Raw genomic sequence first — 23,283 nt, 5'->3', positions numbered from 1 at the left:
TCGCCCAGACCAACGCTCCCACCGATGCGAACCGGATTGCGCGGTACCCGCCGACGTCGAGAACCCCGTCGGATTGCGGCGGAACGAAGAACGCTGCGAACAGCGCCCCACCGACGGCCACCACTGCACCGATCTCACCGATCGTCTGCACGGTGGGCAGCCCGTAGCGGGTCAGCGCGCCGGGGTCACCGACGCCGGCCAGATCCAGCGCCTTGCTCGCGGAGATGGCGGTGACAGCAATGGCAACGGCGGCCGCAACCCAGGCCAGCACCCAACCGATACTCGCCGCGGCACTACGGCGGATGTCGATCGAATCGGCGCTCGGCGTACTCACCCTTTCAGGGTAGGCACCACAGCTGGCGCCGCCGGACTCGGCATATCGCCTGAGCTGGTAGCGGGTGACATTCCCCTCCTGCGACAGCGTGTTGGTGGGCGCTGCGCAGCCCGGGTAAGACGTAGCCACGTACCACCATTGGGTCGCTCACCCCGCCACAGTCAAGTAGATCAACGCCACATTGAGGACGATGATCACTGCGGCGGTCAGCCACGCCAGCGCTGTTGTGACGCGGTGGTTGATGTCTGCGCCCATCAATGCGCGGTCGCTGGTCAAACGCACCAACGGGATGAGCGCGAAGGGGATTCCGAACGAGAGCACTACTTGCGAGACGATCAATGCGCGGGTGGGATCGATACCCACCGCCAAAATCGCGATCGCCGGAATCAGCGTGACCAATCGCCGGACGACGATCGGTATCCGTCGACGCAGTAAACCGTCCATGATCATCGCACCCGCGTAGGCCCCGACCGAGGTCGATGCCAGACCTGACGCCAACAGCCCTAGCGCGAACAGCAGCGCCACCACCGGACCCAACGTCTGACCGATGGCGCGGTGGGCGCCCTCGATGGTGTCGACGTCGTCGCGGCCCTGCAGCGTCGTTGCCGCGAGCAACAGCATCGACATGTTGACCGTGCCCGCGACCAGCATCGCCAGGCACACATCGACACGGGTGATCTTCAGCAAACGCTGACGAAACGGTCCGGGTTCGTTGCGGCCGTGCCGATCTCGGACCAGCCCTGAGTGTAGATACACCGCGTGTGGCATGACGGTGGCACCGAGCATGGCCGCGGCAAGCATCACACTTTCGGCGCCCTCGAAGCGGGGGATCAGGCCGGCCGCGGCCGCGGCCGGCGAGGGTGGCTCCACCACCACACTGGTCACAAACCCGATAGCGATGACCGCCAGCAATCCAATGATCACCCGTTCGAATGGGCGCTGCCCGCGTCGATCCTGAACCAGCAGCAGCCCCATGGACACGACACCGGTGATGATGCCGCCCACCAGCAGTGGCAGATCGAACAACAGGTTCAAGGCGATGGCGCCGCCGACCACTTCGGCCAGGTCGGTGGCCATGGCCACCAACTCGGCCTGCACCCAGTATCCCAGCCGTGTCGTTCGTGAGGATCGTTCGCGCACTGCTTCCGGGAGCGACAAGCCCGTCACCACACCGAGTTTTGCCGACAAGTACTGGACCAGGCCCGCCATCACATTCGCGGCGACGATCACCCACACCAGCAGATACCCGAATTGAGCGCCGGCACTGACGTTGGATGCGACATTGCCGGGATCGACGTAAGCGATCGCAGCAACAAACGCTGGTCCCAACAGCAACGAACCCGAACGGGCTCGCCGCAAACGCGGCCGTACTCCGTTTGTGACCGTCATCATCGCCATGCCCTTCTGCCGTTCGATCAGATCAGCGTACGGGTATGCGAAGAAAAAAGTTTGGGCTGCCGATATCTGTGGGTCCGGGTAGTGAGAGCGCGAGCATTTTGCCTCAGTGCGGCGTGCGCAGAGCGCCGTCGGGTAGCAACGTGTAAAGCCGTATCAGCTCGTATAAGGCGTGGTGCTATACGCCCATATACTTTTTGATAGTGTTCGGCGGTGGAATCTGGCCTCAATCCCTTTACGCCCGGCTCCGGTACGCGCCCGCCTGAGCTGGTGGGGCGCACGCCGGAACTGGAGCGGTTTGATCTTCTCGTCGCCCGGGTCAAACAACGCCAGTATGACCGCGGGCTGATGTTGCAGGGACTGCGCGGAGTCGGCAAGACCACGTTGCTGGCAACCATGGCCGACCAGGCGCGGCGCCACGACTGGGTTGTCGTCGAGGTCGAAGCGCAGACGAGTCAAGAAGGCGCTGAAGCGTTGCGCAGGCGTATCTCCAAAGACGTCACACGCGCGCTTCGGCGTCGAACGTTCGCCCGGTCGATCGTGGACCGGCTACGGACGATGACCGAGGAATTCTCAGTGTCGGCGACAGCGTTCGGCACCGGGGTCAGCGTGTCGAAAGCCGCACCCGCATCGCCTGCATCGTTGGGGGTCGAGTTCGAAGATCTTGTTGAAGAGTTGTGCGAGGAGCTCCGCAAAGAAGGCAGCGCATTCGGGCTGTTTGTCGACGAGATGCAGGAGCTGGAGGCGCCGCTACTGCAGGTGTTGCTGGCAACCCAGCACCGCGCCGCTCAGCGGGGGTGGCCGTTCTTCGTGGTTGGGGCGGGTCTGCCGAACCTGCCTCAGGTGCTTGCGGATGCGCGGTCCTACGCTGAACGGCAATTCGACTATCGCACCATCGGCCCGGTATCGAGCGATGAGGCGCGGGCGGCGATCGTTGCACCGATTTCCCGGCTCGGGCAGGCCGTCACCGACGAGGCCGCTGACTATGTGGTCACTGCCAGTGCCGGTTATCCATACTTTCTGCAGGTCTTCGGATACGAATTGTGGCGCGTAGCAACAGCATCGCCGTTCGATGTGATCGAGGCCGAAGATGCGGTGAGCACCGGTCACGCCTCTCTTGACGCCGGTTTTTACAGCTCGCGGTGGCTGCGTGCGACCGAGGCCGAACGGCGATACCTGCACGCGATGGCTGTCAGTGGCACTGATCAGCCGCGATCGTCAGCGGTCGCCACAGCGCTGGGCAGTTCCATGCAATCGGTGGCGCCACACCGCGACGCCTGTATCAAGAAGGGCTTGATCTGGGCACCCGAACGCGGGGTCGTGGCATTCACCGTTCCCGGCATGGCTGAGTTCATCCGCCGGCAGAACAACACTGGGCAAGCAGGCTGACCCCACACTGGGGCCGGCACGTTGACCGACCAGACAGTCCGTTGGTTGAGTATCTCAGCTGCTGCTTCTGGTGCTGCTGGTGGTGGTGCCGGGTTCGAGGAAGACGGTGACGATCAGTATGACTGCGCCGCAGGTGATGTAGGTGTCGGCGAGGTTGAAGGTCGGCCACCACCCGGTGTGGAAGTAGTCGGTGACTTTGCCGTCGAGGAGACGGTCGATGACGTTGGCGGTCGCCCCAGCGATGATGGCGGCGAAGCTGATGGTCTGCAGAGTTCGTTGCTGCGGTGCGGTGCGCCAGGCATAGATCGCAAGGCCCAGGGTCACCAGGCTGGTGAGAGCGAGGATTAGGGCGGTGGGCAGCTGATTGCCGAGGCTGAAAGCGACACCGGTGTTGTAGGCGAGGTTGAGCTGGAGCAACCCGAGGTCGATTGTGCGGCCGTCGGAGAGCGTGCTGCGGGCGATGGGATCGAGGACGAGCGCGACGGCAGCCAGCGCGGCGGCGACGGCGAACAGAACTCGCCGGCGCCGACGAACTAACACTGCGACAGTCGTTTGGTCAGGGCCGGTGGCGTTGTTCTCGGTGCTCATGTGCGGGTCTTTGCTCGTGGGCGGTCGGTGGTCGAGGTGCCCGGCGGTTGCAGTCGCGCCGTGCGCCCAGCTCGAACTCCGTTGCCGATGACGGCGATTTCGGCGATTTCGTGGACGAGGACGACGGCGGCAAGGCCCAGGACTCCGAACAGGGCCAGGGGCATCAGGACGGTGATGATGGCTAGGGAGAGGGCCACATTTTGCAGCATGATCGCGCGTGAGCGACGGGCGTGGGTCAGCGCGGTGGGTAGATGACGGAGGTCTTCGCCCATGAGGGCGACGTCTGCGGTTTCGATCGCGACGTCGGTGCCCATGGCGCCCATGGCGATACCCAGATCCGCGGTGGCCAGCGCGGGAGCGTCGTTGACGCCGTCCCCCACCATGGCGGTGGGTTGATGGGCGCGCAGGGTGTTGATGATGCGGGCTTTGTCCTCGGGACGTAGATCGGCGTGAACATTGTTGATGCCGGCTTGTTCGGCCAGGGCGGTGGCGGTGCGGGTGTTGTCACCGGTGAGCATGGCTACGGAGTAGCCGTCGCGGTGTAGCCCGGCGACCACGGCGGGTGCTTCGGGCCGGAGTTCATCTCGCACGGCGATGGCACCGATGGTGGTGCCGTCGCGTTCGATGAGTACGGCGGTGGCACCTGCTCGTTGCATACGGTCGATGTCGTCGGCCAAAGCGCCGGACTCGATCCATCCCGGTCGTCCGAGCCGGACAGGACGCCCGTCGAGGGATCCGGCGAGCCCGGCGCCGGTGACGGCCTCGACCTTGTCGGCGGATTTGACCGGGTCGGTCGCGGCGGCCAGGATCGCCCGGGCCAGGGGATGTTCGCTGCGCGCTTCCAGCGCTGCGGCGACGGTGAGTACCTCGGTGCGTGACACGCCACCGGTGGTGGCTATCTCGACGACGGAGGGTTGATTGCGGGTCAGGGTGCCGGTTTTGTCGAGCGCGACAGTACGGATCCGTCCGAGCGCTTCAAGGGCGGCGCCTCCTTTGATCAGGACACCAAGTTTGGAGGCAGCGCCAATCGCGGCGACAACGGTCACCGGGATGGCGATGGCCAGCGCGCAAGGTGAGGCGGCTACCAACACCACCAGGGCCCGTTCAATCCATATCCGCGGGTCGCCGAGCACACTACCGACGGCGGCGATGAGTGCGGCGGCAACCATCACCGAGGGCACAAGGGGTTGGGCGATCTTATCGGCCAGGCGCTGAGCCTGACCTTTGCGCGACTGCTCAGCCTCAACAATTCGCACGATCTTAGCCAGTGAATTGTCCTGTGCAGCAGCGGTGATCATGACCTCGAGGACACCGGTGCCATTAATGGACCCGGCGAACACCTCAGTGCCGGGGCCGGCCTCGACGGGAACCGACTCGCCAGTGATCGCTGAGGTATCCAGCGCTGTCTGCCCGATGGTGATGGTGCCGTCGGTGGCCAGCCGTTCACCAGGTTTGACGATCATGGTGTCCCCGACGCCGAGTTCAGCGGGAGAGACGACGATCTCGCGGTCGCCGCGCCGCACCGTGGCCGTCTCGGGTACCAGCGACAACAGAGCCCGCAATCCGCGGCGAGTCCGGGTCACTGCGTATTCTTCAAGCCCTTCGCTGATCGCGAAAAGGAAAGCGAGCATGGCGGCCTCACCGACCTCGCCGAGTAGCACCGCACCGACGGCCGCAATGGTCATTAAGGTACCCACGCCGATCTTGCCCTGGGCTAGTCGGCGCACCGTGGCCGGCGCAAACGTGTAACCGGCGATGATCAACGCACCCACCTGCAAACCCAGCTCGATGTACCGGGGACCATCGACCAGGCTGGCGACCACTGCGCCAGCAAGCAACACCGCGGCAACCATCGCGGCCCTGATTTCGCTCACCTGCCACCAATGTTCGGCGTGCTCGTCGCCGTTGTCGACGCCGGGTTCATCGTGGGCACACCCACAGGCATCACTCATCACGATCACCTTGAGAGCCGTTGCCGTAGTTCGGACACAACGCAACTGCGTTTCCCGTAGCCGCCAGCACAGTCTCCGCAGAGGCCAACAGATCCATCAGTTCCGGACGGGCCAACGAATAAAACACCTGGCGGCCTTCCGGGCGGCCATGGACCAGGTCGCAGTCACGCAAGCACGCCACATGCGCCGACACAGTCGACTGAGCCAGTCCGAGCGCGGCCACCAGATCAGCCACCCTGGCCTCTCCACCGGCCAAATGCCGCACGATGGCCAAACGCGTTGCGTCCGAAAGGCTATGGAACAGCGCCACCGCCGCTCGCAGTTCTACGACTTCGCCCGACACGGGAGCCACACACCCATCACCATCAATCGCCATGCGGCGATGTTACCCACATAAGGCGATGTTTGAAAGGACTATTCATCGCCTTAGCACGATGTTATCGTTCAAATATGATTACGGCCACAGAGGGCGGGTCGCCAACGCCAGCCGATCGGTCTGCTCGTACAGACCGGGGCATGGGGCCCACTAACAGTTCGGCGATGTCGCGCTGGGGGAGATGGGTGAATCGGCGGCGGTGGCCGGTGTTGATGGCATGGTCGCTGCTGATTGTTGTCTGTGCATTGTCGTTTGGGCCCTTGGAGAGTCGTTTGACTGCCATGGATTTCGGCATCGCGGGCTCTGAGTCCGACCGCGTCGATGTGGTTCTGGGTGAACATTTTCCCCAGATCGGCGCCGAGCAAGATGTCATAGTTTTCGACGGCGCCGGGATGGCGGTCGACGACCCCCAATTTCGTCGGGTCGTTGATCAATCGATCGCGGTAGCGCGCGCGGTGCACGGGGTCGGCCGGGTCGTGGACCCGTACGACCCGGCCACACGAGGGCAATTGGTCTCGCCGAGCGACCGAGACGTAGCGATTGCCCTGGTCGGTATCAACGGAAACATGGCTGCACGGGCAGACGTGGCCCGCAGCCTCGACACAGCGTTGACAACTCAGAACACGGGGAGCGTCGCTGTGGCGTTGACGGGTTACTCACCCGTGCAAAACGATGCGACCGCCGCCCAAAATAGTGATGCACAGCGCGCAGAAATGCTGGGCATTCCCGTCGCCATGGTGCTGTTGGTGGTTGCGCTCGGTGCGGTGGCCGCTGCGGTGGTGCCGATTGTGACAGCGCTGGTCGGATTGTTAGTGACCGCGGGAGTGATGTTTGCGCTGACGGCCGTCACCGAGTTCGATTCGCTGACCATGTCGATGGCCACCATGATCGGTATCGGGGTGGGCATCGACTACGCAATGTTCATCGTCAGCCGCTACCGCGAAGAACTCAACGCCGGCGCAGTCACCGACCGCTCAGATCACCAGGCCATCGGCGAGGCGATCGGCCGGACCCTGGCCACCACAGGGCGCACGATCATGGCTTCCGGGATCATCGTGATGATCTCTCTGGTGTCACTTGCTGTCATCCCGGCCCCGATCTTTCGAGGCATAGCCATCGGTGTGGCCACCGCCGTGACGGCGATGCTCGTCGTCGGGCTGTGCCTGTTGCCCGCGCTACTCGGGGTGCTGGGTCCGGCCATCAACCGTGGCCAGCTGCCACGCCGGTGGCAACCCGCGGAACTATCGAGCGAAGCGCACGACGTAGCAGATACGCGGTGGGGCAGATGGGCCTTCCGCATGATGGAACGCCCCATCCTCTACAGCGGCACCGCCGCAGCGATCCTCGTCCTCGCAGCGCTCCCACTCACCGGAATCAGCTACGGACTAGACATGGGTACGAACTCGCTGACCAACACCCCGTCCGGTCGAGCGACAACGACTCTTACCGAACACTTTCCGCCCGGTGCGTTATCCCCGGTCGAAGTCGTAGCCACTGGGCCTTCCGGCCAGCCACTGTCCGATGGCGGCCGAGCCGCAGTCGCCAGATACCTCGATCAGGCTAGTGAGGACCCGCGGATCGCCGCTGCCGGGCCCGCCATCGACGGAACCGGCGGCCTGACAACCTCACTGATCCTGGCAGTCCCCTTCGACTCTGCAGACGCCACCCGCCTGGTCGCCGACCTACGGAAGAAGGCAACCACTGTGACCCCTGACGCCCAGATTCTCATCGGCGGTAGCACAGCAGAGTTCGTAGACCTCGACAGCGAAATGACCGCACGCCTGCCACTGGTCATCGGGTTGGTTCTGACGACCTCGTTGCTCTTCCTGATCGTCGCATTCCGCAGCATCGCACTGCCCCTGAAAGCGATCGTGATGAACCTTTTGGCCACCGGCGCGGCACTCGGCATCACAGTCGTGGTCTTCCAATGGGGCCTCGGCGAATCCGTCCTCGACTTCACCAGCCCGGGGTTCATCCAAACCTATTTGCCCACACTGGTGTTCGCCGTCCTCTTCGGTCTGTCCATGGACTACGAAGTGTTCCTCATTGGCCGAATTCGCGAGTTTTGGACTGCCAGCGGCGACAACCAATACGCCGTTGCAGCCGGACTGACCCATACTGCACGACCCATCACCGCCGCCGCGGCGATCATGATCGTCGTGTTCGGCAGCTTCATGAGCGCCGACATGCTTGAACTCAAACAAATCGGGTTCGCCCTCGCCATCGCCGTAGCCATCGATGCCATCGTCATCCGTCTCGTTCTAGTGCCTGCCCTGATGCGACTACTCGGCAGATGGAACTGGTGGCTGCCTGGCAGACAGCTACTGAGCGGCAAGCGAACCCAGGCTACTGGGCATAGGTGATAACGCCGCGCGCCCTAGGCGATTGTGCAGAACTACGAAGATCTGCTCGGCGAGAGCAGAGTATGCGCCTGGCATTCTGTCGCTGGAATCCTGACAAACGGTGCAGCTCTCGCCCTTAGGCGCAAACGTTTCTAGCAGACTCCGGGGTCGCCGCGAAGACGGTTGGTTAGTCGCGGCCGATACGGCCAATGCCAACGAGTAGGGCGGTAAGCACGGCGGCACCCGTGGCCGATGCCCAGAGCCAGTTGTGTAGGTGTGGCCAGCCGGGATCGGTGATCTGGGGTGGGTGCGGCTGGCGGGTGTGGGCGATGTCGGTGGCGTACGGAGCGGATAGCACGAGCCCCAAAAAGAAGGCGATTGACGCCCCGGAGGTGACCACGAGTGTGAACAACCACTGGGGTAGGCGGGGGGTGTGTGTCATGGGGCGAGAGGCTTTCGGTCTGAGGGGGTCTGTGTCCCGAAGCTAGTGAGGCGTGGGCGGGCTTTAGGACCGAACCAATCGGGCTATGGCGTCGGAGGCTTCTTTGAGTTTGGCTTCGGCTTCTGGACCGCCGGTCTTGGCGGCGTCAACGACGCAGTGTTTGAGGTGATCATCGAGTAGGCCGATCGCCACGCCTTCGAGGGCTTTGGTGAGCGCGGAAATCTGGGTGAGGATGTCGATGCAGTATTGCTCTTCGTCGACCATCCGGTGCAGCCCGCGGGCTTGGCCTTCGATCCGTTTGAGGCGCGCAAGGTACTTCTTTTTGTCGTCGATGTATCCGTGTGGGGCAGTGTGGTCCCCGTCGTGGGTGGGTGTGCTGGCAGCCATGGAAGTCCTTCGTTGTCGGGCGTGTGCATTGTAGGTCGCTACCTGCCGAGCGCAGCGGCCACACTGGTGTCCGGTCGCAGGTCCAGGCGCCGCAACAGTTGGGCGTTGAGTGCGACGACCACGGTAGAGGCCGACATCAAGATCGCCCCGACTGACATGGGCAGGACGAACCCGATCCCGGCGAGGACCCCGGCAGCTAGGGGTACGGAGATCAGGTTGTAACCGGCGGCCCACCACAGGTTCTGCTTCATCTTCCGGTAGCTCGCTCGCGATAGCTCGATCACTGAGAGCACCGATCGTGGGTCGTCGCTGGCGAGGATGACCCCGGCTGAGGCGATCGCGACGTCGGTGCCGGCGCCGATGGCGATGCCGACGTCGGCTTGGGCGAGTGCTGGGGCGTCGTTGACACCGTCGCCGACCATGGCCGTCGTGCGGCCCTCGGATTGAAGTTCTTTGACTGTGGAGGCTTTGTGTTCGGGGCGGACTCCGGCGAACACGCGGTCGATGCCGAGTTCAGTGGCCACCGACTGGGCCACCGCTTCGGCGTCGCCGGTGATCATGACGACCTGGATACCGAGCTTGTGCAGCGCGTCGACGGCCTGGCGTGATTCGCTACGCACCTCGTCGGCCAGTTTGAGGGCGCCGATGACCTGCCCGTCGGCGAGCACGTGCAAGATGATGGCGCCGTCGGCCCGCCAGCGCTCGGCGACGTCGAGCTCACTGTGCTGGTACTGCTCGAGCAGTCGCGGGCCGCCGACCTCAATACGGCGACCGTCCACAACAGCCGAGACACCGACGGCGGGCGATGAGGTGAAATCGCTAGCGGCAACGCGGGTGAGGTGCTGAGTCTGTGCGGCGTGCACGATCGCTGTGCCCAAGGGATGTTCGCTGTCGGTTTCGGCGGCTGCGGCCCAGGCCAATACATCGTCCTCGGAATGGGCGGCGATTGCGTGGATGGCGGTGACGGTGGGTTCGCCTTTGGTCAGGGTGCCGGTCTTGTCGAACAGCACGGTGTCCACGGTGCGCATGCTTTCCAGCGCGAGGCGGTCTTTGATCAATACCCCGCCGCGGGCGGCGCGTTCGGTGGCGATGGCCACCACCAGTGGGATGGCCAAGCCCAGTGCGTGCGGGCAGGCGATGACCAGGACGGTGATCGTGCGCACGACCGCGTCGTCGGGATAGCCGAGCACGGTCCAAGCGATGGCGGTCAGTACCGCAGCACCCAGGGCGAACCAGAACAACCAGCCCGCGGCGGTATCGGCGAGCCGCTGCGCCCGCGACGTCGAGTTCTGCGCTTCGGCGACCAGTCGTCCGATTCCGGCCAGGGCAGTGTCGTCGCCGGTGGCGGTAACCTGCACCCGCAGCCCCGAATCGGTGGCGACAGTTCCGGCGACCACGGCGTCACCGGCGCTGCGGCGCACCGTCTTCGATTCCCCGGTCACCATCGATTCGTCTATCTCGGCGGTGCCGTCGACAATCTTTCCGTCCGCAGGCACGCTGGCGCCGGGGCGCACGATGACGACGTCACCGACCTGCAGTTGCGAGGGCGGCACGGTGACCGTGGTGTCGCCGTCGACTCGTTCAGCTTCGTCGGGTAGCAGCGCCGCCAACGAGTCCAGCGCGGACGTCGTCTGAGCCAGCGACCGCATCTCAATCCAGTGCCCCAACAACATGATCACGATCAACAGGGCCAGTTCCCACCAGAAATCAAGCTGATGGTCCAGCAGTTCCACGCTCGCACCCCATGACGCCACGAACGCCACCGTGATCGCCAGGGCGATGAGCAGCATCATGCCCGGCGCCCGTGACCGCACTTCACTGACCGCGCCGGTCAGGAACGGCCGGCCGCCCCAGGCGAACATCACGGTGCCCAGAATCGGCGAAATCCAGGTCACTGCTTCGCTGTCGGGTAACTCGTATCCGACGAGCATGGCGAACATGTTCGAGAATCCGACCACCGGAATGGCCAACACCAGCATGATCCAAAACAGGCGCCGGAATTGTCCGACGTGGTCACCATGTCCGGCGTGACCCTGATGCCCGCCGTGTGCACCGTGGTCGCTGTGGCGGTCGTCGTGGCCGGGGTGCTCATGCGAGGTGTGCTCCTGCACCGCACCAGCATGGGCGTGCTCGGTGGGTGTCGCGGGTGAGTGCGCCGGGTGGTTGTGCTGCGGAGCGTTCATGGCATCCATCGTATACCCCCCTGGGGTATTAGTCGAGGTGTGACGATCGGGTGGGTGGGGAAGTGGTCAGGCGTGCTGCAACGGCCGGTGGGTGAGTGCCGAAGCGGGTGGGGTCGGCGCCGCTGAGGTGGCGCGGGAGGTGAACCCGCGCAAGCGCAGGCTGTTGCTCACCACGAACACGCTGGACAATGCCATGGCAGCCCCGGCGAGCATGGGGTTGAGCAGCCCAAGCGCGGCCAGGGGGATAGCGGCGATGTTGTAGGCGAACGCCCAGAACAGATTCATTTTGATGGTGTCTAATGTTTTGCGGGCCAACCGGATCGCGTCGGCCGCTGAACGCAGATCACCACGCACCAGGGTGATGTCAGCGGCCTCGATGGCCACATCGGTGCCGGTGCCCATCGCCAGCCCCAGGTCGGCCTGGGCGAGGGCGGCGGCATCGTTGACACCATCGCCAACCATGGCCACTGTTTTGCCCTGCTTCTGCAGGTCGGCGATGACAGCGAGTTTGTCCTGAGGCAGGACCTCGGCGATGACGTCGGTGATACCGACCTGGGCGGCGACGTAGTCGGCGGCGCCGCGGTTGTCCCCGGTGAGCAGAATCGGGGTCAGGCCCAGAGCCGTGAACTGGGCGATCGCGGCGGCGCTGGTCGGTTTGATGGTGTCGGCGACCACGAGCACGCCGCGGACGCGGCCGTCCCAGGCCACCACGACTGCTGTTTTCCCGGTCTGCTCGGCCGCAGTCTTGGCCGCGGCCAGCGTGCCCTCGAGGTGCAGGGACCAGTCGGTAAGCAGGCTCTCGCGTCCCACCAGCACCGCGTGTCCCTCGATGACACCGTGTACGCCCTTGCCGTCCACGCTGGTGAACGACTCCACCGACGGCAGGGGACCGGTCTCCTCGGCCGCGGCGGTCGCGATGGCTCGGGCGATGGGGTGTTCGGAGGCGTGCTCGAGCGCCCCGGCCAGTCGCAGCACATCGTCGGGGGCAACGCCGTCGGCGGTGACGACCTGCTGCAGGGTCATCGTTCCGGTGGTCACGGTGCCGGTCTTGTCCAGGACGATGGTGTCCACAGCGCGGGTCGATTCAAGAATCTCGGGGCCCTTGATCAGGATGCCCAGCTGGGCTCCGCGGCCGGTGCCCACCAGCAGTGCGGTGGGTGTGGCCAACCCCAGGGCGCAGGGGCAGGCGATGATCAGCACGGCCACCGCTGCGGTGAATGCGGCGCTGAGCGGGAACCCGGCACCGATCCAGCCGCCGAGGACCGCGACGGCGATCGCGATGACGATGGGGACGAAGATCCCGGAGATGCGGTCAGCGAGTCGCTGGACCTGCGCTTTACCCGATTGGGCATCTTCGACGAGCTGAGCCATCCGCGCCAGCTGGGTATCGGTACCCACGCGGGTGGCCCGCACGATGAGCCGGCCGCCGGCGTTGACGGTCGCGCCGGTGACCGCGTCGCCTTCGCTGACTTCGACCGGCAGCGATTCGCCGGTCAGCATGCTCGCATCGACAGCGGAGCGTCCGCTGGTGATGACGCCGTCGGTGGCGATCTTCTCTCCGGGCCGCACCACGAACTCATCGTCCACGCGTAAGTCGGTGATGGGAATGCGGGCTTCGGTGCCGCCCCGCACGACGGCGACGTCTTTGGCACCGAGCTCGAGCAGGGCACGCAGTGCTGCTCCGGCTTGGCGTTTGGAACGCTTTTCGAAGTAGCGGCCGGCCAGAATGAACATGGTGACCCCGGCGGCGACTTCCAGGTAAATGTTGCCCGCACCGTCGGTGGGGGAGACGGTCAACTCGAAACCGTGGGTCATCCCGGGCTGTCCGGCCGTGCCCCAGAACAGCGCATAGATCGACCAGGCCAGGGCGGCGAGGGTGCCGACCGAGACCAGGGTGTCCATAGTGGCGGTACCGTGCCGCAGCTTCATCCACGCCGCTTTGTGAAAAGGCCAGGCGCCCCACACGATCACCGGCGCGGCCAGAGTCAGTGAGGCCCACTGCCAGTAGGTGAACTGCCACGCCGGGACCATCGCCAGCGCGATCACCGGCACCGTCAACACGACCGAGACCCACAGTCGCTGGCGCAAGGCGGCCAGCTCGCCGTCGGGGCGGGTGCGCTGGTCGCCGTCGTCGGCGCCATTGCTGGTGCGCGCGGTGGGCAGGGCGGCGGTGTACCCGGCCTGTTCGACGGTGGCGATCAGGGTGTCAGGGTCGAGGTCGCCGGAGCCTGCGGTGACTTTCGCCTTTTCGGTGGCGTAGTTCACCGTCGCGGTCACCCCGGGCAGTTTGTTGAGCTTGCGTTCGATCCGGTTGGCGCACGACGCGCAGGTCATGCCGCCGATCTCGAGTTCGAGTGCAGCGGAGGTCTGGGGTGCAGATGCAGGTGCAGTAGCCATGGTGTTCCTTTTGAACGGGGTTGTGCGCGGTGGTCAGTGGCCGCCGTGGGCGTCGGTGGGTGCCGGCGCCGGGGGCGGACTGGCCGTAGGGGCCGAGGGGGTGGAGGCCGCGGGTCCGGCGGCGTTCAGGACGAACTCGGCGGTGTGGACTTGGCCGTCGACCTGAAAGTCGAAGTACAGCCAATATCTGCCCGGGGTGGGTGCGGCGGTCGCGAACTGTACGTCGGGCCCCGAGAGTTGTTCTGGGCCAGTAGGTGCGGCGCCTTCTGGGTGCACGTGCAGGTAGGCCAGATCTCCCTCGCGCAGGGCGACCAGGTGTCCGTAGGCGCCGAGGTAGGGCTGCAGGGTGGTCACCGGCTGGCCGTCGCGGCTGATCCGGGCCGTGAGCGTGGATGCCCCGGCGGTGGTGAGGTCCCCGGTGAGGCTGACCTGGTAGCCGGCCACCTCATCGGTGGAGCTCGCCGGCCGTGTCGCCGGCGGAGCCACCTCACCGGCCACGGTCACAGTGCTGCTCAAGGTGATGTCCGTGCCGGTGGCGGCAGGAACGAAGTCAGCGAAAACGCGGTAGCTGCCGGCAGCGGGCCACTGCCAAGGCAGCGACCACCGCCCCACGGCATCCATCGTGGGATGCACGTGGCGGTAGTTAGAGCCGTCGCTGGCGACGATGATCGCGTGCAGCTGTTTGTCGTGGGAGGTTTCAAATCCGGTGACCGGGCGGGCGTCGGGGCCGGTGATGGTGAATGCCAGCTCATCGCTCTCACCGACACGGGTGGGTGCGACCACGGCGGTCAGGGCGTAGCCATCGGCAGCGACCGACACTCCGCGTACCGGTGGCGCCTCCGCGACAGGAGCAGCAGCAGTGTCGGTGGGGGTGTGGGCGGCGTGCTCGGCTGAGGCAGTCCAGTCGCGGGCGACCCGATCAGGCACTACCGCCGCGGCTACGACGAAAGTGGCCCCAAAGGTGACCACCAGGCCTGCGCCGTAGAGAGTTAGCCGGGTAGCGGTGTTCATCATCATTCTCCTAGTTCACGCGACGGGATGAGCGGGGGCAGATACCCGGCGCCGCAGAAACTTTCGTTCGGCGCCGGGTATCGCTGTGCTCACTCGGCGACCTGGTACCCCGCCTCGGCCACGGCGGCCTTCACCGCCGCTGGCTCGATCGAGTCGGTGCTGGTGATGGTGACCGATCCGGTGTCCAGATCGACCTCGACATCGGACACCCCAGGCAGGGCGCCGACCTCTTCGCGGACCGAGGACGCGCAATGGCCGCAGGTCATGACAACCCCTTGCTCTTGTAACTGCCGTGCCGTGCAGGTGGTGACGCACGGAGGCCTCATCAAGGCCTACCTACGGTCTACCATACCCCCCTGGGGTATTCAAGGGCGAGGTGTGAGGGTCCACAGCTCGGCGTTGGTGGCGGCGTAGGCGGTGCCGTCGGTGGCGACGGTGATCGCGTCGGGAGCCCCGATCCAGGAATGTTTGAGCCATGCTCGGCCTTCGAGTTGCTGCCAGGCGTAGCCGTCGGCATCGACTGCCCATAATGTGCTGCCGCTGCCGGCCAGTAGCCCAATGGTGGGTGCGGAGATTTCGGCGAACGAGCGCGCGTCGTCGGTGCTGTGCCACAGAGCGCCTTCGTCGGTGGCCGCCCAGATCCCGTCGACGGTGATTGCCAGCGAGCGTGGAACCAGGTGCGCCCCAACGCTCCAGGTGTGTCCGGCGTCCGATGAGACCATCAGAGTCGGACTTCCGTCAGAGCCGACGAGCAGGTTGCCCGCTGCGGCCAGAACGTGGACATCGACCTGCCCGGACAGTGATCGGTCCACCCAGGTTCTTCCGCCGTCGGAGCTGGCCCGCACGCCCAGGGGGTTGGGGGCAGAGCTTGAGGGGCCAGGATGGCCGGAGGCGAACAACAGGTCGCTGCCGGGCGCTCCGGTCAGCCCCATCAGGTCATCATCGGAGGTCCCGACAGGGGTGGTAGTGCCGGTGGGGTTGATCGCGACCAGCCCGGTATGGGTGCCCGCCAATAGTGTTCGGTCGGCGGACACATGCAGCCCGTGCAAATGCGTCAGGAGTGGGGATAGCGCAGTGGCCGTGGTGGCCGCAGTCCCCGGTGCTGGTGGCAGCCTGCCGGGGAGGGGATCGTCGGTGGCGCAGCCGACCACGATCACCGCAGCCACGGCCAGCGCCGCCCCACGCGACGAGCGGCGCCAGCGGACAGTTGATGTCATGACAGCGCGCTGCCGGCGAGCCACTGCTCCCAGGGCACGCTCCAGTCCCCGTTCTGCCACAGCTCCAGGGGTGGGCCGCCGGTGTTGCGGACCTCCACGATGTCTCCGGGAACCGAGAAGTCGTAGAACCAGCGAGCGTTGTCGGGGTTGAGGTTCAAGCACCCGGCAGACATGTTGGTGTTGCCCTGCTGGGCAATGGTGTCGGTCAATTCGTGCAGGTAGATGCCGTCGTTGCTGATGCGGGTGGCGTAGTTGATCGATTGGCGATACCCCAGGCGCGAGTTCACCGGAAGCCCATAGGTGGAGGAGTCCATGATGACCGGGTTGGCCTTGTCGAGCACGGTATAGGTGCCTGATTGTGTCCAGAAGTGGATGGTGCGGCCGTTGACGGTTTCGGTGCCGCCGCGGCCCATTGAAGTCGGCATGGTGCGCACCAACTCGCCGTTGCTGAACACCGACACCTGCTTGGTGGTGTCGTCGGCGATCGAGACGTGGGCATCACCGATGGTGAACGAGGTACTCACGTCCTCTTGACCGAATAAGTTCTCTCCCAGCTGAACTCCATAGATGTTGGCGCTCACCGACACCGTGGTGCCGGGGGTGTAGTACTCGCGGGGACGCCAGTGCACGTTTTGCTCGTCGACCCAGTTCCAGGACCCGGTCACTGGGGGGTCGGTGCGCACCACCAGCGACCGTTCGGCGGCGGCGCGGTCGCCGATGGGCTCGTCGAACTGGGCCACCACCACGATCCCGACCCCGTAGGACGCGCCGTCGGTGAGCAAGTTCCCACCGGTGCTGACAAAAGTCGGTTTGGTCTGCGTGCCCGGAGTGACCGTAGAGAACGAAATGGTGCGCTCGGTGCGCTGATCCTCGTGCACGGCGGCCGCGGTCAGAGTGTAGGTGCGGCCGTACCCCAGCGGCACAGCTGGCTTCCAGTCCACCCGATCCGGGGTGTAGAAACCCTCGATCTGAGCGCCGGTCTCGTTGGTCAACACCACCGATTCCAGTGTCCCCAAAGAGGTTTGCACCTCCACCCGATCAGTGGGTGTGACGGTGTCGGCGCCGTCACCGGGCGTGATGGTCAGTTGCGGGGCATCACCGCCCGGCCGGTCGGCCGAGGCAGCTGCCGACGTGCTCGAAGATGGCGTGGACGGGGACGAGGTGGTGCAGGCGGTCAGTGCTGCCGCACAGAGCGCCACCACCGCCAGCCCCCACCGGGGAGGGGTTCGCATAAAAACTCCGAAAAGTGATGAGACAGGGAAGCCAGGCAACGGCTGCGACCGGGTTGGTAGCCCGGCCAGGGCGGTGCCGCTGAAGCCAAGAAAGGGGGACGCGAGGAACGCCGACCCCGGTCTGGCACCGGCGGTGCCAGACCGGGGGACCGGCGCCAGGTCTACTGCGTTTGCAGCGCCTTCATGGTGTCGATCTCAGTCTGCTGGGTTTGTACGATCGTGCGAGCCATCTGCTTGGCCTGCTCATTGGAACCGTCCGCGATCTCAGTGTTGGCCATCTCGATAGCGCCGGTGTGATGTTCGATCATCATCGTCAGCCACGCCTGATCGAACTCGGCGCCATTCTTCGCCGCCAGATCAGTCATGTCCTGAGCCGACATCATCCCGCTCATGCCGCCGCTGCCGCCGTGGTCCATACCGCCCATGTCGGCGCCGGCGGTCGGGGCGGGTTTGCCCCACTGCGCCAACCACTGCTGCAGTTGCGTCATCTCCGGGCCCTGCGCGGACTTGATCGCCGCAGCCAGCTCGATGATCTGCGGGTTGGTGGTGCGCCCCTGCACCAGATCGGCCATCTCCACAGCCTGAGCGTGATGGGGATACATCATCTGCGCGAACATCACATCGGCATCATTGAACTGTGCGGCGGCGCCAGTCGAACTTGACGGGGCGGCACTGGCCGATGTGGTTGACGACATCGAGTCGCCGCCCATCGAATCCATATCGTGACCGCCATCGTCGCTACAGCCGGCCAACACCACAGCCGCCGCCACACCAGCGGCAGATACAGCAGTTTTAAGTCGGGTGGAACGGGTCAAAAACATCATGGTCTCCTTGAAAAGAAAAGTGGCAGAGCGGGATCTAGCGTCGCGACGCGCCTTCTAGGCACGTGCGAGTGTCAAACGAACGTGCCGTTGGCACCTCGTCTGTCAGATCCGCAACACCGATAATTTCTCCAAAGATGGTGTGGCCCACGGCGGCGCCCGCGAGGAATGCCTTCCCATCCACAACATGTGACTCTGGGCGCCAGCAGCGGGCTGGTACGTCAGTAGTCGTTGCACCATCAGCAGAGCGGCCACAACACTGACCACGGCCATGCACATCGCCATCCCAACATGCGGTGAACAGCCGTCACTGCACCCCATCTCGAGCACAGCACCCGACCCGGCAGCGACTGCGGCGGTCAGCTCGTCGACATCGGCGTGGTGACCGCCGTCGGAGCGTACGGCTGAGGCCGCCGTGGCGCCAGAAGCACCATGCCCAGGGGGATGCACCATCGGCACCGAATGCATCAGTAACACGCCCAAAAGCACGGTGAAGGCGGCGCACGCCATGGTCGATGCGGTGAACCACCGCCGCCGACTCGCCCCACCGCGCAGCCCGACGCGAGCGTCCACAGCCTGGCCGACAGACCCTGACATACGTGCACCCCCGTTCGTCTCTGCGCCCGCTTCCAGTGAGGTTTACCCCTGGGAGGTATTGACGTCCATCGTAGTGGACGGTCACCTCTATGGCCGAAACTCACCCGGTCGTAGAAAATCACTCCGGACTAGGTCTACGTTGCACTCGTACCGCGATCTCGTGAATCGGACGTTCACCACGGGGCCGCGCACCTGCCGTGTTCTGTGCTGGCGAACCCGAAAATGTTTTCTCCCAACTGTTCTCACAATTTGAACCGCCTCGGCTAATCACATCTTTGTGATTCCAGTGGGACTGTTGATACCTGTGGTGCATTTGGGAAAGGAGTGCAATAGTGGGGTCACACGCCCGGTGCTGAACCCTGATTCGAAGTCGCGGGTCCGCCTCTCCGACACCCTCCGAAAGGAGCGTTGCCGTGCGCTTTGACATTTATGGCACCCGTGGCCCTCGCAGGCCTCGATCTCTGCGCCGGTGGACGGCAGCAACCTCGGCTGGCTGCGTAGTCGTTGCTGGAACCCTGGTTTTTCAACAGCTAGACCTACAAACGTCCCGTGCGCCCGAGCTCACGTTGATGAACTCTCATCAGCTGGTGTCTGAGCAGGTCGCAGGCGTGGCTTCAGGTGACCTACCGGTCGTCGACAGCACCCACGTGCGTAGTGAGTTGCTGCAGCTGGCGCTCATCAATGCTCAAGCGATGGTCACCGACAATGGCGTCGCTTCGCTGGTGGGTGTGGGTCGCGAAGTGGCCACGTGCGTTGCCCAATGGTCGATCGCCACCCTCGCTGCCAAGCATGGTGACCCCCAGGCCCTCGCTCAGTGCCTGACCCCACTGGCCGGCCTCGATCCCAGCGCGACCACCGAAGCGATGAAGGCCCTACATTTTGGCGATATCGTGGCCACGCTCGCCGCAGCCAGCACTCCCCACAGCCCGAGCATCGTTCACGCCTTAGCTCCCACGCCGCTGCCGCGCACAACACGGATGTCGACCACCCCGGTGCCCGCAACCCCTGAGATCACACCCCCGCCATCATCATCGACCACACCGCCGTCGTCGACCTCGAGCGTGTTCACCGCACCTGTGCCGAGCGCCACTGGCACCCAGGCAGTCCCACCGACGACCACGCCGCCGGGGCCGCAGATCACCGGTGACGCGCCGACCGACACACCGGCCGCAAGCCCGCACACCGGTCGGCAGTATGTAGCGCCCACCTCGGGCACTATCACTTCATCGTTCGGTGACGGTCGCAGTCACCAAGGCATCGACATCGCAAACTCGACAGGAACGCCCATCGTCGCCGTCGCTGACGGAGTGGTCATCAGCTCCGGCCCCGCACAAGGATTCGGACTGTGGGTACGTATCCGCCACAACGACGGAACCATCACCACTTACGGTCATAACAACGAGAACACCGTCTCAGTAGGACAAACAGTGGTCGCGGGCCGGGAGATCGCCACCGTCGGAAACCGCGGCGAATCTACCGGACCGCACCTGCATTTCGAAGTCCAAGAACCCTCAGGCCAGAACGTCGACCCGGTGACGTGGCTCGCTGCGCGTGACGCCTCAATTCTCTGAACACGGAGCCGATATGGCGGCACCAAGGCGAACTTGACTACGGCAGCCCCTGCAACTCAAGTAAGCGAGATCCACGTTCTATTTCGTCACTGGTGACGAAATAGGTTGCTGCACAATCCTTTACGCCGATAATAGATATTACGTTAAGTTGGGGTGGTTGATTCTGTCGAGTACGTCGAATTCGAGTCCGTTGGCTTGTGCGATGTAGATGTCTTGGTTTATTTGGTTGCCGGTGAGGGTGGTTTGTCCGCGGGGGGATTCGAATACTCGGTCGTGTGGGGGGTCGTTGGGTGGGGTTTGTAGGGCGGCTAGGAGCATGATGGCTTCGTAGCAGGATTCGCCGATGCTGTTGAGTCGGGGGGAGCGGTCGCCGTAGGTGTTTTGGTAGGTGGTGGCGAAGTCGAGGGCTTGGCTGGTGAGGAGGGTGTCGAAGTAGCCGGCGCTGGCGTAGAGGTTGTGGTTGCTGTTTGAGTCGGCGGCCAGGAGGACGTTTTCTTCGATGATGGGGCTGAATCTGGCTATGTCGGTGGTGAGTCCGGCGTTGGTGAATGCTCGGCTAAAGGACACTGCGTCTTGGCCGACGAGGAGCATGATGATTCCGTCGGGTGGGTTGGTGGTGAGTTCGTGGACGACGGTGTCGTAGTTGTCTGTTCCGAGGGGTACGTATTTTTCGCCGGTGATGGTGAGGTTGTTGGTTCGGGTGTATTGGCGGACGTACTGGGCGGTGTTGCGGGGCCAGATGTAGTCGTTTCCGACGATGGCCCAGCGTTGAAGTCCCATTTCGGTGTGTAGCCAGTGGAGGGCGGGTCCGATTTGCATGGCGGGACTTTCTCCTGCGTAGACCACGTGCGGGTTTAGTGTCCCTCCTTCGTGGAGCGCTGCGTAGACGTAGGGGATGCGGCTTGCGGTTGTGCGTGCTACCTCGGCTCGTACGGCGGAGATGTGCCATCCGGTGATGGCGTCGATGGAGCCTTGTGTGATGAGGGTGTCGACGTGGTGGGCTACCTGGGGCGGGGTGAGGCCTCCGTCGATGGGTACTAGTTCGACTGGTCGTGAGCGTATTCCATCGGTTGCGTTGAGTCTGTCGACGGCGAGTTGGCCGCAGGATTGGCAGGAGGGGCCGTAGATGCCGGCCGGTCCTGATTGGGGGTAGATGTAGCCGATGCGATATGACTGGCCTGCGCGGTTGGGTCTCGAATGTGTCGATCCTCGGGTACGTTCAACAGGAGGGTGGTTCATATGCGATCAGCCTCGGCAGTTGTTGGTTCGGACCAGTATCAGGGGAGGGGCGACGTGAGTTCGGCGGTCAAGATCACCTCTGATCCTAGTTTGTTGCTGTTGCTTGCACAGTGTGAGCGGGCGCTTTTTGCGGCGCTGCGGTCCACCAGCGACGCCGAGGGTGTCTCGCCTGAGCAGTGGCGCATCGTGGGTGCGTTGCGCGAGCATGAGGTTCTGCCTATGACCGAGCTGGCGCAGATCGCGGCGCTGCCGGCGGCGTCGTTGACGAGAAATCTAGACCGGTTGGTGTCGTCGGGGGCCGTTGTTCGCCAGATCGATCCCTTCGACCGGCGCAAGGTGGTGGCACTGTTGACCAAACCTGGCGCTGAGCTCGCGGCCCGTCTGCACTTGGCCGAAGCCCGCCTTCTCGCGCAGCTCCCGCAGGCAGACACCCGGGCGGTCAGGGCCCTGGCCGAGGTGCTGGCGGCAACTGTGTCCGCGTCCATCAAGTAGTACTTCCCAGCTCCTGATCGTTGCGTCTGCAAGGCCGGCTGCCTTGGCATGCCTGCAGTGCGGTAGCTGACTGCTGACCTCTGTGCGGCGGATGCGAAACACAGTGTTTACCTCGTTCGTACCTTTCGGCAATCCAGGCTATGCAATGATTCCATCTGGTACTACTTCACATGGAAGCAGTCGGGCGGCTGAGGGTTGTGCCGCCGCGTCGGAGTGTGTGTTGTTCGGAGCCTAAGGGTTTCGGATGATGCGCCTGGTCGAAAGTGAGCTTAGGTATGCGCCATGGAGATATTTCGTCGAGCCCAGACACTGTGGGTGTGGCGGTGGTCAATTACAAGATGCCTCGGCTTCACACCGGGGCCGAGGTGTTGGAGAACGCCAACAAGATCGCTGAGATGGTTCGCGGTATCAAGCAGGGGATCCCTGGCATGGATCTCATTGTCTTCCCGGAGTATTCCACTCAGGGAATCATGTACGACACAGACGAGATGTACGAGACCGCGGCGTCGATTCCGGGCCCCGAGACCCAGGTCTTCGCCCAGGCCTGCCGCGATGCCAAGACCTGGGGAGTGTTTTCGCTGACCGGTGAGCAGCACGAAGACCATCCCCACAAGCCGCCCTACAACACTCTCATTCTCATGAATGATCAGGGTGAGATCGTGCAGAAGTACCGAAAGGTGCTGCCATGGACTCCTATCGAGCCGTGGTATCCGGGGTCGGGCACGTATGTGTGCGACGGTCCGAAGGGAATGAAGGTCTCGCTGATTGTCTGCGATGACGGCAACTATCCCGAGATCTGGCGTGACTGCGCCATGAAGGGGGCAGAGCTCATCGTCCGGGGGCAGGGGTACATGTACCCCGCTGCCGACCAGACCGTGATGATGGCCAAGGCAATGGCCTGGGCCAACAACGTCTACGTGGCGGTCGCCAACGCTGCCGGCTTCGATGGGGTCTACACCTACTTCGGGCACTCGGCGGTCATCGGTTTCGATGGCCGGACTCTCGGAGAGACCGGTGCCGAAGAGTACGGAATCCAGTATGCCCAGTTGTCTATCAACGAGATCCGCGACGCTCGTAAGAACGATCAGTCGCAGAACCATCTGTTCAAACTTATGCACCGCGGATACACCGGCGTTCACGCCGCCGGCGACGGCGACAAAGGGATCGCCGACTGTCCTTTCGACTTCTATAAGACCTGGGTGACTGATGCGCAGAAGGCGCAGGAGAACGTCGAAGCCTTCACCCGGGACACCATCGGGGTCGCCGATTGCCCCGTGGGCGACCTGCCTGTGGAGAAGGTTCAGGAAGTCTGAGACTG

The 23,283-nt window shown here is 64.3% G+C and carries 19 protein-coding genes and 1 pseudogene; 5 read left to right on the top strand and 15 right to left on the bottom strand.

What is annotated here, in order from left to right:
- Both BFL43_RS04010 and BFL43_RS04005 read right to left on the bottom strand, forming a co-directional pair.
- A pseudogene (locus tag BFL43_RS04010) lies at positions 1–310 on the bottom strand (copper resistance protein CopD); the annotation flags it as partial.
- A gap of 171 nt (positions 311–481) precedes the next feature.
- A complete protein-coding gene (locus BFL43_RS04005; protein ID WP_143695081.1) occupies positions 482–1,723 on the bottom strand; it encodes an Nramp family divalent metal transporter in 1,242 nt (413 codons plus the stop codon).
- 219 nt (positions 1,724–1,942) lie between these two features.
- On the opposite strand from BFL43_RS04005, the gene BFL43_RS04000 reads away from it, so the two are divergent.
- Positions 1,943–3,118, top strand: coding sequence for an ATP-binding protein (locus tag BFL43_RS04000; protein ID WP_084890988.1), 1,176 nt, complete (start codon positions 1,943–1,945; stop codon positions 3,116–3,118).
- Positions 3,119–3,172: 54 nt separating this feature from the next.
- Here the strand turns inward: BFL43_RS04000 and lspA are convergent, their stop codons facing one another.
- From lspA to BFL43_RS03985, 3 genes are read right to left on the bottom strand one after another with little or no spacing between them, the layout of a single operon-like run.
- Complete coding sequence (lspA, locus tag BFL43_RS03995; protein WP_084890986.1) at positions 3,173–3,706, bottom strand: signal peptidase II; 534 nt, start codon at positions 3,704–3,706, stop codon at positions 3,173–3,175.
- The gene (locus BFL43_RS03990) at positions 3,703–5,658 is read right to left on the bottom strand and encodes a cation-translocating P-type ATPase (protein WP_084891006.1); all 1,956 of its coding nucleotides are present in this window, start codon (positions 5,656–5,658) and stop codon (positions 3,703–3,705) included. Before BFL43_RS03990 ends, lspA begins: the two co-directional genes overlap by 4 nt.
- A complete protein-coding gene (locus BFL43_RS03985) occupies positions 5,651–6,034 on the bottom strand; it encodes a metalloregulator ArsR/SmtB family transcription factor (RefSeq protein WP_084890984.1) in 384 nt (127 codons plus the stop codon). The genes BFL43_RS03990 and BFL43_RS03985 overlap by 8 nt, the downstream gene beginning before the upstream one ends.
- Positions 6,035–6,315: 281 nt before the next feature.
- On the opposite strand from BFL43_RS03985, the gene BFL43_RS03980 reads away from it, so the two are divergent.
- A complete protein-coding gene (locus tag BFL43_RS03980; protein WP_240498048.1) occupies positions 6,316–8,397 on the top strand; it encodes an MMPL family transporter in 2,082 nt (693 codons plus the stop codon).
- Between the two features lie 484 nt (positions 8,398–8,881).
- Here BFL43_RS03980 and BFL43_RS03970 read toward each other — a convergent pair whose 3' ends face one another.
- The 9 genes from BFL43_RS03970 to BFL43_RS03930 form a co-directional block, all read right to left on the bottom strand.
- On the bottom strand, positions 8,882–9,205 hold the full coding sequence (locus tag BFL43_RS03970) for a metal-sensitive transcriptional regulator (protein ID WP_084890978.1): 324 nt from the start codon (positions 9,203–9,205) through the stop codon (positions 8,882–8,884).
- 38 nt (positions 9,206–9,243) lie between these two features.
- Positions 9,244–11,388 (bottom strand): heavy metal translocating P-type ATPase, encoded by a 2,145-nt coding sequence (locus tag BFL43_RS03965; protein ID WP_084891004.1) that lies wholly within the window; start codon positions 11,386–11,388, stop codon positions 9,244–9,246.
- 66 nt (positions 11,389–11,454) lie between these two features.
- Positions 11,455–13,785 carry a heavy metal translocating P-type ATPase gene (locus BFL43_RS03960; RefSeq protein WP_084890976.1) on the bottom strand — a complete coding sequence of 777 codons (2,331 nt, stop codon included), beginning with the start codon at positions 13,783–13,785 and terminating at the stop codon, positions 11,455–11,457.
- Between the two features lie 33 nt (positions 13,786–13,818).
- The gene (locus tag BFL43_RS03955; protein ID WP_084891002.1) at positions 13,819–14,796 is read right to left on the bottom strand and encodes a heavy metal-binding domain-containing protein; all 978 of its coding nucleotides are present in this window, start codon (positions 14,794–14,796) and stop codon (positions 13,819–13,821) included.
- 89 nt (positions 14,797–14,885) lie between these two features.
- A complete protein-coding gene (locus BFL43_RS03950; protein ID WP_143695078.1) occupies positions 14,886–15,062 on the bottom strand; it encodes a heavy metal-associated domain-containing protein in 177 nt (58 codons plus the stop codon).
- 99 nt (positions 15,063–15,161) lie between these two features.
- Positions 15,162–16,013 carry a hypothetical protein gene (locus tag BFL43_RS03945; RefSeq protein ID WP_084890971.1) on the bottom strand — a complete coding sequence of 284 codons (852 nt, stop codon included), beginning with the start codon at positions 16,011–16,013 and terminating at the stop codon, positions 15,162–15,164.
- Positions 16,010–17,245, bottom strand: a complete 1,236-nt coding sequence (locus BFL43_RS03940) for an Ig-like domain-containing protein (RefSeq protein ID WP_084890970.1) — start codon at positions 17,243–17,245, stop codon at positions 16,010–16,012. Before BFL43_RS03940 ends, BFL43_RS03945 begins: the two co-directional genes overlap by 4 nt.
- Positions 17,246–17,406: 161 nt before the next feature.
- Complete coding sequence (locus BFL43_RS03935; RefSeq protein ID WP_084891000.1) at positions 17,407–18,066, bottom strand: DUF305 domain-containing protein; 660 nt, start codon at positions 18,064–18,066, stop codon at positions 17,407–17,409.
- Positions 18,067–18,171: 105 nt separating this feature from the next.
- Positions 18,172–18,663, bottom strand: a complete 492-nt coding sequence (locus tag BFL43_RS03930) for a DUF6153 family protein (protein ID WP_143695077.1) — start codon at positions 18,661–18,663, stop codon at positions 18,172–18,174.
- Positions 18,664–19,250: 587 nt separating this feature from the next.
- Here BFL43_RS03930 and BFL43_RS03925 point away from each other — a divergent pair.
- Positions 19,251–20,234, top strand: coding sequence for a M23 family metallopeptidase (locus tag BFL43_RS03925; protein WP_240498047.1), 984 nt, complete (start codon positions 19,251–19,253; stop codon positions 20,232–20,234).
- A gap of 138 nt (positions 20,235–20,372) precedes the next feature.
- Here BFL43_RS03925 and BFL43_RS03920 read toward each other — a convergent pair whose 3' ends face one another.
- A complete protein-coding gene (locus BFL43_RS03920; protein WP_084890966.1) occupies positions 20,373–21,473 on the bottom strand; it encodes a substrate-binding domain-containing protein in 1,101 nt (366 codons plus the stop codon).
- 54 nt (positions 21,474–21,527) lie between these two features.
- Between BFL43_RS03920 and BFL43_RS03915 the strand changes: the two genes are divergently transcribed.
- Positions 21,528–21,965: a MarR family transcriptional regulator gene (locus BFL43_RS03915; RefSeq protein ID WP_168176523.1), complete on the top strand. Its 438-nt coding sequence runs from the start codon at positions 21,528–21,530 to the stop codon at positions 21,963–21,965.
- Positions 21,966–22,240: 275 nt separating this feature from the next.
- Complete coding sequence (locus BFL43_RS03910) at positions 22,241–23,278, top strand: aliphatic amidase (protein ID WP_084890964.1); 1,038 nt, start codon at positions 22,241–22,243, stop codon at positions 23,276–23,278.
- Positions 23,279–23,283 lie beyond the last annotated feature (5 nt).

The organism is Williamsia sp. 1135, from assembly GCF_002095395.1.
Taxonomy (GTDB): Bacteria; Actinomycetota; Actinomycetes; order Mycobacteriales; family Mycobacteriaceae; genus Williamsia.
Note: the sequence above shows the minus strand (reverse complement) of the source record. Positions and strands in the feature narration are given on the sequence as shown.

Bases quoted from the DNA above. Each gene is read 5' to 3' on its own strand.
- BFL43_RS04005 (WP_143695081.1), bottom strand. From the start codon at position 1,723: ATGACGGTCACAAACGGAGTACGGCCGCGTTTGCGGCGAGCCCGTTCG.
- lspA (WP_084890986.1), bottom strand. From the start codon at position 3,706: ATGAGCACCGAGAACAACGCCACCGGCCCTGACCAAACGACTGTCGCA.
- BFL43_RS03990 (WP_084891006.1), bottom strand. From the start codon at position 5,658: ATGAGTGATGCCTGTGGGTGTGCCCACGATGAACCCGGCGTCGACAAC.
- BFL43_RS03985 (WP_084890984.1), bottom strand. From the start codon at position 6,034: ATGGCGATTGATGGTGATGGGTGTGTGGCTCCCGTGTCGGGCGAAGTC.
- BFL43_RS03980 (WP_240498048.1), top strand. From the start codon at position 6,316: ATGGATTTCGGCATCGCGGGCTCTGAGTCCGACCGCGTCGATGTGGTT.
- BFL43_RS03970 (WP_084890978.1), bottom strand. From the start codon at position 9,205: ATGGCTGCCAGCACACCCACCCACGACGGGGACCACACTGCCCCACAC.
- BFL43_RS03965 (WP_084891004.1), bottom strand. From the start codon at position 11,388: ATGAACGCTCCGCAGCACAACCACCCGGCGCACTCACCCGCGACACCC.
- BFL43_RS03960 (WP_084890976.1), bottom strand. From the start codon at position 13,785: ATGGCTACTGCACCTGCATCTGCACCCCAGACCTCCGCTGCACTCGAA.
- BFL43_RS03955 (WP_084891002.1), bottom strand. From the start codon at position 14,796: ATGAACACCGCTACCCGGCTAACTCTCTACGGCGCAGGCCTGGTGGTC.
- BFL43_RS03950 (WP_143695078.1), bottom strand. From the start codon at position 15,062: ATGACCTGCGGCCATTGCGCGTCCTCGGTCCGCGAAGAGGTCGGCGCC.
- BFL43_RS03945 (WP_084890971.1), bottom strand. From the start codon at position 16,013: ATGACATCAACTGTCCGCTGGCGCCGCTCGTCGCGTGGGGCGGCGCTG.
- BFL43_RS03940 (WP_084890970.1), bottom strand. From the start codon at position 17,245: ATGCGAACCCCTCCCCGGTGGGGGCTGGCGGTGGTGGCGCTCTGTGCG.
- BFL43_RS03935 (WP_084891000.1), bottom strand. From the start codon at position 18,066: ATGTTTTTGACCCGTTCCACCCGACTTAAAACTGCTGTATCTGCCGCT.
- BFL43_RS03930 (WP_143695077.1), bottom strand. From the start codon at position 18,663: ATGTCAGGGTCTGTCGGCCAGGCTGTGGACGCTCGCGTCGGGCTGCGC.
- BFL43_RS03920 (WP_084890966.1), bottom strand. From the start codon at position 21,473: ATGAACCACCCTCCTGTTGAACGTACCCGAGGATCGACACATTCGAGA.
- BFL43_RS03910 (WP_084890964.1), top strand. From the start codon at position 22,241: ATGCGCCATGGAGATATTTCGTCGAGCCCAGACACTGTGGGTGTGGCG.